Origin of the sequence: Paracoccus angustae (assembly GCF_042648745.1) — a bacterium.
In the GTDB taxonomy this organism is placed as follows: domain Bacteria; phylum Pseudomonadota; class Alphaproteobacteria; order Rhodobacterales; family Rhodobacteraceae; genus Paracoccus; species Paracoccus angustae.
Genome location: NZ_JBHRXY010000004.1, coordinates 1 through 11,827, shown reverse-complemented (window position 1 = coordinate 11,827; position 11,827 = coordinate 1). Strand labels below are relative to the sequence as shown.

12 protein-coding genes are annotated in these 11,827 nt (G+C 67.1%); 11 read left to right on the top strand and 1 reads right to left on the bottom strand.

The window, feature by feature from the left end; genetic code table 11:
• Nucleotides 1-4: 4 nt before the first annotated feature.
• Entirely contained in the window at nt 5-1,204 is a 1,200-nt protein-coding gene (locus tag ACFOM8_RS07150; RefSeq protein WP_377760656.1) for an MFS transporter, read from the bottom strand.
• A gap of 645 nt (nt 1,205-1,849) precedes the next feature.
• On the opposite strand from ACFOM8_RS07150, the gene ACFOM8_RS07145 reads away from it, so the two are divergent.
• The 11 genes from ACFOM8_RS07145 to ACFOM8_RS07095 are packed head-to-tail and all read left to right on the top strand — an operon-like array spanning nt 1,850 to nt 11,724.
• Nucleotides 1,850-2,674 (top strand): substrate-binding periplasmic protein, encoded by an 825-nt coding sequence (locus tag ACFOM8_RS07145; protein ID WP_377760655.1) that lies wholly within the window; start codon nt 1,850-1,852, stop codon nt 2,672-2,674.
• 59 nt (nt 2,675-2,733) lie between these two features.
• The gene (locus ACFOM8_RS07140) at nt 2,734-3,510 is read left to right on the top strand and encodes an amino acid ABC transporter ATP-binding protein (RefSeq protein ID WP_377760653.1); all 777 of its coding nucleotides are present in this window, start codon (nt 2,734-2,736) and stop codon (nt 3,508-3,510) included.
• A 4-nt stretch (nt 3,511-3,514) separates the two neighbouring features.
• Complete coding sequence (locus ACFOM8_RS07135) at nt 3,515-4,177, top strand: amino acid ABC transporter permease (RefSeq protein WP_377760651.1); 663 nt, start codon at nt 3,515-3,517, stop codon at nt 4,175-4,177.
• Nucleotides 4,178-4,190: 13 nt separating this feature from the next.
• On the top strand, nt 4,191-4,862 hold the full coding sequence (locus tag ACFOM8_RS07130; RefSeq protein WP_377760649.1) for an amino acid ABC transporter permease: 672 nt from the start codon (nt 4,191-4,193) through the stop codon (nt 4,860-4,862).
• Between the two features lie 14 nt (nt 4,863-4,876).
• Nucleotides 4,877-5,755, top strand: a complete 879-nt coding sequence (locus ACFOM8_RS07125) for a dihydrodipicolinate synthase family protein (RefSeq protein ID WP_377760647.1) — start codon at nt 4,877-4,879, stop codon at nt 5,753-5,755.
• Between the two features lie 24 nt (nt 5,756-5,779).
• The gene (locus ACFOM8_RS07120) at nt 5,780-7,012 is read left to right on the top strand and encodes an NAD(P)/FAD-dependent oxidoreductase (protein WP_377760645.1); all 1,233 of its coding nucleotides are present in this window, start codon (nt 5,780-5,782) and stop codon (nt 7,010-7,012) included.
• 11 nt (nt 7,013-7,023) lie between these two features.
• Nucleotides 7,024-7,722, top strand: a complete 699-nt coding sequence (locus ACFOM8_RS07115; protein ID WP_377760644.1) for an SDR family oxidoreductase — start codon at nt 7,024-7,026, stop codon at nt 7,720-7,722.
• Between the two features lie 8 nt (nt 7,723-7,730).
• A complete protein-coding gene (locus ACFOM8_RS07110) occupies nt 7,731-9,203 on the top strand; it encodes an aldehyde dehydrogenase family protein (protein WP_377760642.1) in 1,473 nt (490 codons plus the stop codon).
• Nucleotides 9,200-10,231: a proline racemase family protein gene (locus tag ACFOM8_RS07105; protein ID WP_377760640.1), complete on the top strand. Its 1,032-nt coding sequence runs from the start codon at nt 9,200-9,202 to the stop codon at nt 10,229-10,231. Before ACFOM8_RS07110 ends, ACFOM8_RS07105 begins: the two co-directional genes overlap by 4 nt.
• The gene (locus ACFOM8_RS07100; RefSeq protein WP_377760638.1) at nt 10,231-10,980 is read left to right on the top strand and encodes an SDR family NAD(P)-dependent oxidoreductase; all 750 of its coding nucleotides are present in this window, start codon (nt 10,231-10,233) and stop codon (nt 10,978-10,980) included. Before ACFOM8_RS07105 ends, ACFOM8_RS07100 begins: the two co-directional genes overlap by 1 nt.
• Before the next feature lie 3 nt (nt 10,981-10,983).
• Nucleotides 10,984-11,724: an SDR family NAD(P)-dependent oxidoreductase gene (locus ACFOM8_RS07095; protein WP_377760636.1), complete on the top strand. Its 741-nt coding sequence runs from the start codon at nt 10,984-10,986 to the stop codon at nt 11,722-11,724.
• Nucleotides 11,725-11,827 lie beyond the last annotated feature (103 nt).

Below are 11,827 nucleotides of genomic sequence, written 5' to 3'. Positions count from 1 at the left end.
CCCTTCAGGCGGCTTGCGCGGCGATGCGGGTCTGGCGGACCGCGGCGTGCATCCAGATCATGCAGCCCCCCGCCAGCAGGAACAGCACGCCAAAGCAGCCGGACCAGCTGCCGGTCTCGTCCTTCAGCCAGCCGAACAGCAGCGGCAGCACGAAGCCGCCAAGCCCGCCGATCATGCCGACAAGCCCGCCCACCGCGCCCACGTTCTGCGGATAATAGGTGGGGATATGCTTGTAGACGGCGGCCTTGCCCAGGCTCATGACGAAACCCAGCACGAAGATCACCGCCAGGAAACCCGCCACCGGCAGGCCCGGCAGCAGCGCCAGGATGGCGGTCGCCGCCAGCGAGACCGCGAAGGCCGCATACAGCACCGCCCGCGCCCCGACCCAGTCCGACAGCACCCCCCCATAGGCGCGAAACACCGATGCCGGTATCGAATAGGCCGCGCCGACCAGGCCCGCGGTCTTCACGTCGAAGCCGTAAACGCCGATCAGGTAATGGGGCAGCCACAGCGCCAGGGCGACAAAGGCCCCGAAGCTGAAGACGTAATAGGCCGAGAAGCGCCAAACGCGTCCGTTCCTCAGCGGCGCGAACTCGGCCCGCAGGCTGCGCAGGGGCGCGCGGGCGCCGCGGCGGGCGGCGGTCACGGGATCGTCCTTGGACAGCAGCCAGAAGATCACGGCGGTCAGCGCCAGCACGCCCGCCCAGATCTGCGCGGTGGCCTGCCAGCCAAGCGCAACCATCACAAAGGGCGCCGCGAACTTGGTCACGGCCGCGCCGACGTTGCCCACGCCGAAGATGCCGAGCGCGGTGCCTTGCCGCGCCCCGTCGAAGAAGCGCGACACATAGGCCACGCCAACTGCGAAGCTGCCGCCCGCGATGCCCACGCCCAGGGCCGCCAGCAGCATCTGCGGCCAGGTCGTGGCCCAGGACAGCATAAAGGTCGCGGCGGCGGCGGCCAGCATGGTCAGCGTATAGACGGCCCGCCCGCCCAGCCGGTCGGTGGCGACGCCCAGCAGGATGCGCACCAGCGATCCGGTCAGGATCGGCAGGCCGACCAGCAGGCCGAACTGCGTCTCGGACAGGGCCAGCTGCTGCTTGATCTGGATGCCGATGATGGAAAAGATCGTCCAGACCGCGAAGCAGACGGTAAAGGCTGCCGTGGACAAGGCCAGGGCGCGGCTGGATTGGGGATGGGGCGACATGGATGCTCCGATGACAAGACGGGAAAGGGTCTGTGGCTGTCGGAAGGCGCGCGCCATCGGTGCCCCAAGGGGCGGCCTGCGGCCGTAGCACTTCCGGGAAATGCCGCATCGTTGCGAACGGGCCCGCGGCGCGCCATTGCACCGGGCCTTGACCACCCTTGCCCGATCCCAACGCTTCTCCAAGCCTCCGGGGGCCGTTGTCGCGCCTTTCGGCCCAGTTTTCCCCGCCACCGCGAAAAGAATGCGCTTCCTGCCCGTGCTTTGGTCAGTTTGTGGACAACGGCCACAAGACGGACGGCAGGAAAGGCGGTTCCGGGACGGAATCGCCCTTGCCGCGGCAAGGCGATCCGCCGGTGCCGCCAATAGCCACCCGCACCACGGCGGATGTGAAAGGGCCAGGCAAGCTCTGCCGGTGCGGCTTGCGGATTCGGCAGGGCTGATGGTGCCCTGACCGGCGGAAATCCCCGAAAAAGCGCGCCGCCGCGCCCCAAGGGATAGCGCCTGCATAACTGCCGACAAAAAACTTATTGACGTGTCGTCATCATGTCGGCAAAGTTTGGGCGTGAAGAACATGAACGCTTCGGGAGGCATGGCGGGACTGTCCGGCCGCCGCGCCGCCACTTGGCGCCAACAGGAGGAAAGCGAATGATGACGACGTTCACGAAAGCCCTGGGCATTGCAGCCGTCGCGGCAGCGGCCCTGTCTGCAAGCGCCCAGGCCCAGGAAAACCAGGGTTATTGGCAACAGGTCCAGTCCTCGGGCAAGCTGCGCTGCGGGGCCGCGGTTGCGCCGCCTTATGTGATGCGCGACCCGGCAACGGGCGAGTACAGCGGCTTTTTCGCCGATCTGTGCCGCGAGTTTGCAGGCGTGCTGGAGGTCGAGCCGGAGTTCGTCGACACCACCTGGGACAACATCGTCGCGGGGCTTCAGGCGGGCAAGTGGGACATGTCGCTGGCCCTGAACCGCACGCCGGTCCGCGCCATGGCGGTGCAGTTCTCGGTTCCGGCGATGGAATACCAGATCTCGCTTGTCTACAACAAGGAGAACCCCAAGATCCCGGCGGGCGCCGTCTCGGTCGCCGATGTCGATGTGGCGGGCGTCACCCTGGCGGTGATGTCGGGCACGGCGCAGGACAAGGCGATCTCGGCCGCGGTCAAGAACGCGACGATCCTGCGGCTGCCCACGGCGGACGAAACCCGCCTGGCGCTGCAATCGCGTCGCGCCGACATGGTGGTCGATGCCTCGGACACCAATCTGCTGTTCACGCAGGCGAACCCCGATTGGACTGCGACGCTGAATCCCGAACCGGCGCTGGCCAAGCAGGGCGTGGCCTTTGGCCTGCCGCTGGGCCTGGCTGCGTCCGACGTGGCGGTCGTGGACATCTTTCTGGAGGAAAAGGTCGCCACCGGCGCGGTGGACGCGCTGATCGCCAAGGCCGCCGACGAGGTGCTGGCCGCGGCGGGCCAGTGATCCCCAGCCACATGGGGGCCGCCCCGGCGGCCCCGTTTTCCGATCAACGGAGGTGAAGGATGTCTTCGTCTGCGAACGGCGCGGCCCTGGTCGAGATCAAGGATCTGCACAAGGGCTATGGTCCGAACGTCCAGGTCCTGAAAGGCCTGAACATCCAGATGATGCCGGGCGACCGGGTGGTGGTGATCGGCCCGTCGGGCGGGGGCAAGTCGACGCTTCTGCGCGTGGTCATGGGGCTTGAGCAGATCCAGGGCGGCGAGGTCCGCTTTGCCGGCAAGCCCTATATCACCGCCAAGGGCAAGAAGACCGTCATCGACAGCGAGGTGCGCAAGCAGATCGGCATGGTGTTCCAGCACTATACCCTGTTCCCGCACCTGTCGATCATGGAGAACCTGGTTCTCGCGCCCCGCAAGGTGCATGGCGAAAGCCGCGCCTCGGCCCGCGACCGGGGCGCGAAGATCCTCGACCGCTTCGGCCTGGCAGCCAAGGCCGACGCCTATCCCAGTCAGCTCTCGGGCGGGCAAAAGCAGCGCGTGGCCATCGCCCGCGCGCTGATGCTGGACCCCAAGCTGATGCTCTTCGACGAGGTGACATCGGCGCTCGACCCGGAACTGGTGGCCGAGGTGGAACAGGTGATCCTGCAACTGGCAGGTCAGGGCATGCCGATGATGATGGTCACGCACGACATGTGGTTCGCCAGGAACGTCGCATCCCGGGTGATCTTCTGCGCCGGCGGCGTGGTGGTCGAGGACGGCCCGCCCGAGCAGGTGCTGGGCAACCCGCGCGAGGAACGCACCCGCGAGTTCATCAACCGCGTCTTCCACATCAAGGCGTAGGGCGATGGAGTATCAACTCGACATCGGGGCCGTCACCCGCAACCTGGGGCCGCTGATCGACGGGCTGTGGGTCACGCTGCAACTGACGCTGGCGGCCAACGTCATCGGCATCGTCGCGGGCTTTGCCCTGGCGCTGCTGACCACCAGCCCCGTTGCCCTGCTGCGGTGGCCCGCGATGCTCTTCGTGGAGTTCTTCCGCTGCACCCCGGCCATCGTGCAGATCGTCTGGTTCTTCTACTGCGTGCCGATGATCTTCAACGTCTTCTGGGGGCCGGTCTTCATGGGCATCGTGGCCCTGGGCCTGAACCTGACCGCCTTCAACGCCGAGGCTTACCGCGCATCCATCCAGGCGGTTCCGCGCGAACACCTGGATGCGGGGATTGCCCTGGGCCTGTCGCCCGCGCAGCGGATCCTGAACATCGTGCTGCCGCAGGCGGTCAGGAACTCGATCCCGGTCCTGGTCACGAACGGCATCGGCATCTTCCAGCAATCGGCGCTGGTGGCGATCGTCGGCGTGGCCGACCTGATGTACCAGGGCAAGACGCTGGCCACCGCCACCTATCGCCCGATCGAGACCTTCACGGTCGTGGCGCTGATCTATCTCGCCATCTCCTATCCGGTGGGCCAGTTCGTGAACTGGCTGGAACGCCGGCAAAGCTATACGTGACGGGGGCCGGATCATGGAAATGACACTGGACTTCTCGATCCTGGGACGCTTCATCGACGCGCTGGCACTCGGGCTGTGGACCACCATCAAGCTGACGCTGCTCTGCATCGTCCTGGGCACCACGCTGGGCTTCGTGATCGGCCTGCTGCGCAGCGGCACCAACAAGGTCGTTCGCGCCGCCCTTGGCTTCTACGTGGAGCTGTTCCGCGGCACGCCGGTGCTGATCCAGCTGTTCTGGATCTTCTTCTGCCTGCCCTTGATCCTGGGGGTTGAGCTGTCGAACTTCGTCTCGGCCACCATCGCGCTCACCCTCTACATGGGCGCGATCACCTCCGAGACCTTCCGCGCCTCCTTGCGCTCCGTGGGCCGGGAACAGCTGGACGCCTGCGTGGCACTGGGCTTGCCGCGCCGGGCGCAGATCGTGAACGTTATCATGCCGCAAGCGGTGCTGCGCGCCGCCCCGACGCTGCTCTCGAACGCCATCTCGCTCTTCAAGGAAAGCGCGCTGGTCTCGGCCGTGGGCATGGCCGACCTGATGTTCATCGGCCAGAACATCTCGAACAACACCGCACGGCCCGTCGAGGTGCTGACCGCCGTCGCCGCCATCTACTTCGTCATCGCCTTCCCGCTGACGCGGGTGGTCACCCTCCTCGAGCAGAAACTGCTCCGCAAATTCTCCGCCTGATGAAAGGAACTCTCATGAAACTCTCCGGCGTCATGCCCGCTCTGGTCACCCCCTTCGATGCAGATGGCACCATCGACTTCAAGGCGTTCGAGACCCACCTGACCAATCTGCGCGAAGCCGGCGTCACCGGTTGGGTGCCCTGCGGATCGTCCGGTGAATACAACTTCATGACGGACGAGGAACGCGACGGGGTGCTGCAATTCGTGCGCGACTTCGCCAAGCCCGGCGAGATCCTGATCGCGGGCACCAATGCACCGTCCACCGCGGGCGTGATCGCCAACACCCTGCGCGCCAAGGCCATGGGCTATGACGCCGTGCTGCTGGCGACGCCCTTCTACACCAAGCCCACGCAGGCCGAACTGACCCAGCACTTCAAGACCGTGCTGGAAGCCACCGACATGCCCATCGTCCTTTACAGCTATCCCGACAAGGACGGCGTCGAGCTGGGGTGGGAGGTTCTGGACGCCCTGGCCGACGATCCGCGCGTCATCGGCATCAAGGAAAGCTCGGGCTCGCTGCAACGCGCCATTGGCATCGCCACGCGCTATGCGGGCCGCATCCAGCTGGTCTCGGGGTCTGACGACATCGCGCTGGACTTCATGCTGTGGGGGGCGGAAAGCTGGATCTGCGGGCCGGCCAACTGCATGGCCAAGGCTGTCTGCGACCTGGACCGCACCTTCAAGGCGGGCGACCTGAAAAAGGCCAAGGACCAGATGGCGACGCTCTATACGGCCATGAACATCCTGGAGTCGGGCAAGTTCGTGCAGAAGCTGAAATACGGCTGCGAGATCCAGGGCACGCCCGTCGGTGAATGCCGCGCGCCGCTGGGCCCGCTGACCGACAAGGAAAAGGCCGACTTCCGCAAGGCCATGGAACCGATCCTGGCCTGGTAAGACCCTTCGGCGGAGAAAAAAAGCATGACCACCCTTGTCGTCGGCGCGGGCATCATCGGAACCAGCCTGGCCTATGCCCTGCAAAAGCGCGGGCGTTTGGTCGTGCTGCTGGACAAGGGCGAGGTCGGGCGCGGCGCGTCCTTCGGCAACATGGCATCCATTGCCGTGACCGAGTTCATGCCCGCGTCCCGCCCCTCGGTCTGGCGGCAGATCCCCGGCTGGATGCTGGACCCCGAAGGCCCGGTCCGTGTGCGCCCGTCCTACATGCCCAAACTGATCCCGTGGTTCGCGCGCTTTGTCGCCGCATCCCGCCCTGGCAAGCTGCGCGAACTCGAGGCGCAGGGGGCCGCGCTCTGCAAGCGGGTCTATGACGACCTGCTGCCGCTTCTGCGTGAAACGGGGCTTGAAGGCGAGTTGACCGCCGAAGGCTGCCTGTCGCTTTACACCGACGAGGCCGAGTTCCGCGCCGACCGCGAGCATATCGAGATCCTCGAACGCTTCGGTTTTCCCCACCAGCGCCTGACCGGAGCCGAGGCGCGCGAGCTAGAGCCTGAACTCTCGGACAGCATTGGCATGGCCGTGCTGCTTCCGCAGAACCGCAGCCTGCGCGATCCACACCGGCTGGTAATGAAGCTGGCCGAGGCGTTTCAGGCCATGGGCGGCCGGATCGAGCGCGGCGAGGTCGCGGGCTTCGACCGCGACGGCCGCATTGCCGGTGTCCGCCTGACCGACGGGCGCAGCCTTGCCGCCGACGAGGTGGTGCTGTGCGCGGGCGCCCATACGGGCCGCCTGTCGAAGATGCTGGGCGAGCCGATGCCCCTGGAGACCGAGCGCGGCTATCACACCCAGATCATGTCCCCCGGCCTTTCCATGCGCCATTCGATCATCTGGCCCGCCCGCGCCTTCATGGTTACGCCCACGGCGGGCGGCATCCGCGTCGGCGGCACGGTCGAGATGGCGGGCCTGGACGCGGCCCCCGACTACCGCCGCGCCAGGATCACCGTGAAGCGCGCCCAGGCGGCGCTGCCCAACCTGCGGCGCGAAAACGCGACCGAATGGATGGGCCACCGGCCCGCCTTCCCCGACACGGTGCCGGTGATGTCGGCATCCGCCAAGGTGCCGGGGGTCTTTTACGCCACCGGCCATGGCCACCTGGGCGTGACCTATGCCGCGACCAATGCGCGGCTGATGGCCGACCTGATCACCGGGGCGGCCCCGCCCATCGACATGCGCCCTTATCGCGTGGACCGTTTCTGAAGGAGGCTACGATGACCGACAAGGTTTGCCTGATCACCGGCGGCGGGCGCGGCATGGGCGCCGCCGTGGCGCGCGAAATGGCCCGGCGCGGCTATAGGCTGGCGCTGATGTCGCCGTCCGAAAGCTGCGAAAAGCTGGCCGACGAACTGGGCGGCGTGGCCCGCAGGGGCGTGGCGCAAAGCGCGGATGACCTGCAAGGCATTGTCGATCTGGCGATGCGGACCTGGGGCCGGATCGACGCGGTGCTGAACCACACCGGCCATCCGCCCAAGGGCGATCTGCTGGCGATCGCGGACACCGATTGGGATTTGGCGCACGAGATGATCCTGAAATCCGTGATCCGCATGGCCCGCCTGGTCACGCCCGTCATGGAGGCACAGGGTGGCGGCGCCATCGTCAACATCACCACCTACGCCGCCTTCGAGCCCACGGCAATGTTTCCGGCCTCCTGCGTGTATCGCGTGGGCGTGTCGTCCTTTACCAAGCTTTACGCCGACCGCTACGGTGCGGCGAACATCCGCATGAACTGCCTGTTGCCGGGCTTCACAGACAGTCTGGACGTGGAAAGGTTCGGGGATCAGGCGGCCTTGAAGCGCATCGGCCGGGTCGACGAACAGGCCAAGGCGGCCGCGTTCCTTCTGACCGACGATTCCAGCTATATCACCGGCCAGAGCCTGCGGGTCGACGGCGGCATCACCCGATCCATCTGAGAGGCACCATGAAGAACCAGCTTTTCATCGACGGCACCTATTGCGACGCGGCCTCGGGCGAGGTGTTCGACGTGATCGACCCATCCGACCGCCAGGTCTTTGCCCAGGTCGCGCGCGGCGGAGCCGACGACATCGACCGCGCCGTCGGGGCCGCGCGCCGCGCCTTCGACACCGGCCCCTGGCCGCGCATGTCGGGGTCAGAGCGCGGCGCCGTGCTGCGCCGCATGGGCGACACCATCGCCGCCCGCCGTGATGACCTCGCGCGGCTGGAGGTGCAGGACAACGGCAAACCCCTGCCCGAGGCCAACTGGGACATCGACGACACGGCGGGCGTGTTCCATTTCTATGCCGATCTGGCCGCCCGGCTGGACAACTCCGCCGAACAGGACATCCCGCTGGCGATGGAGGGCTTCACCTCCAAGGCCGTCAAGGAACCCGTTGGGGTGGCGGGCGCGATCATCCCCTGGAACTTTCCGATGCTGATGGCCTCCTGGAAGGTGGCCCCGGCGCTGGCTGCGGGCTGCACGGTGGTGCTGAAGCCCTCGGAACTGACGCCGCTGACCGCGCTGGAACTGGGAGAGATCGCGAACGAGGCCGGGCTGCCCCCCGGCGCGCTGAACATCGTCCCCGGCTTCGGCCCCGAGGCGGGCCAGCCCCTGACCGAACATCCGGGCGTGGACAAGCTGGCCTTCACCGGATCGGTGCCCACGGGATCGCAGATCATGGCGACGGCCGCCCGCGACATCAAGACCGTCAGCCTGGAACTGGGCGGCAAGTCGCCCCTTGTGGTCTTTGCAGACACCCCCATCGACGAGGCGGTCGAATGGATCATGTTCGGCATCTTCTGGAACCAGGGCGAGGTCTGTTCGGCCACCTCGCGCGTCCTGATCGAGGAGCCGATCTACGAGCCGCTGCTGGCCCGGCTGGCCGAGGAGGCGCGCAAGATCCGCATCGGCCACGGGCTTGACGACGGCGTGCTTCTAGGGCCGCTGGTCAGTCCGTCGCAGCACGAAAAGGTGCTGGCCGCCATCGAGCGAGGCAAGACCGAGGGCCGCCTTGTCAGCGGCGGCGGCGTGCCCGAAGGGCTGGAACACGGCTGCTATGTCCAGCCCACGATCTTCGCCGACATGGCCGAAGACGCCTGGATCTGGCGCGAGGAAATCTTCGGCCCCGTGGTCTGCGTGAAGCCCTTCACGACCGAGGACGAGGCGATCCGCATGGCCAACGATTCCCGTTTCGGCCTGGCGGCCGCGGTGATGTCGGCGGATCTCGACCGCGCCGAACGCGTGGCCCGCGCCTTCCGCGCGGGCATCGTCTGGATCAACTGTTCCCAGCCGACCTTCACCGAGGCCCCCTGGGGTGGCACCAAGCAGTCTGGCATCGGCCGGGAACTGGGCGAATGGGGCCTGAACAACTATCTGGAAATCAAGCAGATCACGGCCTACGACCGTTCAAGGCCCTGGGGATGGTATCTGAAATGACCTTTGATCGTTCGCTCGACATCCTGCTGGTTCATTGCGGGGGCGAAAGCGGCAATGTCCTGGTCGGCGGCGCGCCTGACATCCCGGGCGCCACGATCCTGGACAAGATGAACCATCTCAACGACGTGGACCCCGGCCTGCGGCTGTTCGTGACCCGCGAGCCGCGCGCCCAGGCCGTCCACACCACCAACCTGCTGCTGGAGCCCACCCGCCCCGACGCGGACGCGGCCTTTATCGTGCTGCAACCGGATATGGCGCACCCGATGTCGGGCTCGAACTGCATCTGCGTGGTCACGGCACTTCTGGAAACGGGCCGGGTGCCGATGGTGGAGCCGGAAACGCTGGTGCGGCTGGACACGGCTGCCGGGCTGATCACCGCCCGCGCGCAATGCCGGGATGGCCGCTGCCAGTCGGTCAGCCTCGACAACGTTCCGGCATTTGTCTGGCAGCTGGACCAGCCCATCGACACGCCCACGTGGGGTCGGATCACCGGCGACATCGCCTTTGGCGGCGTCTTCTACGCCCAGATCGACGTGGACCAGATCGGCCTGAGGATCGTCCCGGAAAACGCCCGCGCCCTGGCCGAGGCAGGGACCGCCATCAAGGCGCTGCTGCGCGATCAGGTCCAGGTTTGCCACCCCGAGATCCCCAGCCTGAACGACATCGCCTATGTGATGTTCCGCGACTATCAGCCTGACGGCTCGGTCATCACCTGCACCACGCTGAAGCCGGGCCGGGTGGACCGCTCGCCCTGCGGCACCGGTTCCTCGGCGAACCTGGCGATCCTGCATGCGCGGGGGCAGGTCGCAACCGGCGACAAGCGGATTTCGCGCAGCATCATCGGCGGCACCTTCATTGCCGAGATGCTGGGCGAAACCACCGTGGGCGGCCGCCCCGCCGTGCTGCCGCGCATCACCGGCCAAGGCTATGTCTTCGGGCGCCAGCAGTTGCGGCTGGACGATGCCGATCCCTTCGCGCAGGGCTTCGCGCTGTCGGACACCTGGGGTCCTCAGGTGGGGGAACTGTGATGCTTGCGGGTCAGACGATCCTCGTCACCGGCGCGACCGGGGCCATCGGCCGGGCGATCGGCAAGTCGCTGGCGGCCGAAGGCGCCCGGGTGGCCATCCACTACGGCCGCAACCGTGACGCCGCCGAGGCACTGCTGGCTGAGATCGGCGGCAGCGGCTGGTGCATCGCTGCCGATCTGTCCGATCCAGCGGGTCCACAGGCTTTGTGGGACGCCGCCGTGGCGCAGGCGGGCCGCCTGACCGGGCTGGTCAACAACGCCGGCATCCGGTCCGAAGTCGCGGTGGACGCGCCCATGGACGACTGGCAGCGGGTCTGGAACCGCGAGATGCGGGTGAACTTTCTGTCGGCCGTGGACCTGACCAAGCTGGCGATCGGGCATTTCCGGCAGCATGGCGGAGGCCGCATCGTCAACATGGCCAGCCGCGCCGGACAGCGGGGTTACGCGTCAAGCGCCATGGCCTATGGCGCGTCCAAGGCCGCCCTGATCAACCTGACGAAATCGGTGGCGCAAAGCCACGGGCATGAAGGCATCACCGCCGTGGCCCTGGCCCCTGGCTGGGTCCGCACCGAGATGGCCGATGCCTATGTCGCCCGGCATGGCGAGGCCGCGGTGCTGTCGGGCATTCCCATCGCCCGCATGGCCGCGCCCGCCGAGATCGGCGAAATCACCGCATTCGCCTTCCGTCCCTCGCAGGCCTCGCTGAACGGCGCGGTTCTTGACGTGAACGGCGGCAGCTATCTGAGGTAGACCATGCGTTTCCAGGACAAGACCGTGATCGTGACCGGCGCGGCAGGCGGCATCGGCCGGGCCATCGCCGCCCGCTTCGCCTTCGAAGGCGCCCGCGTCGTGATCACCGATGTCAACGCGGACGGCGCACAGGCCGCATCCGCCGCGATCCCCGGCAGCCGCGCCTTCGCCAGCGACATCGGGACGGCCGAGGGCTGCCGCGCCATTATCGACACCGTGATGGCTGTCGAAGGCCGCATCGACGTGCTGTGCAACAATGCGGGCATCAACCGGCGCGGCAACCTCTTGTCGCTGACGCCCGAGGACTGGCGCCTGTCCTTTGCCGTCAACGTGGACGCGATGTTCCACCTGTGCCAGGCGGCGCTGCCGCACATGATCGCGGCGGGCGGCGGGGCCATCGTCAACACCGCCTCTCAGTGGGGCCTTTATCCCGCGCCGGACCACATCGCCTACAACGTCACCAAGGCTGCGGTGGCAAGCTTTACCCAGAACCTCGCGCGCGACTACGCGCCGCAAAAGATCCGCGTGAACGCCGTCTGCCCCGGCGAGATCCACACGCCGATGCTGGAGGCCGGGGTCACGCGGTCCGGGCGCACCATCGCGGACCTGGACCGGCTGGTCCCCTTCGGGCGCGTCGGGCGCCCCGAGGAAGTCGCCGCCCTTGTGGCCTTTCTTGCATCCGACGAGGCCGCCTTCATGTGCGGGTCCCTGGTCGAAATCACCGGCGCGCAGGCCGTGGCTTAGGAGAAATCATCATGAACGTTCAACACAACGACCTTTCGCACGTTGTCGCCGCCGACCGGGCGCATGTCTGGCATCATCTGAGCCAGCACAAGCAATACGAGAC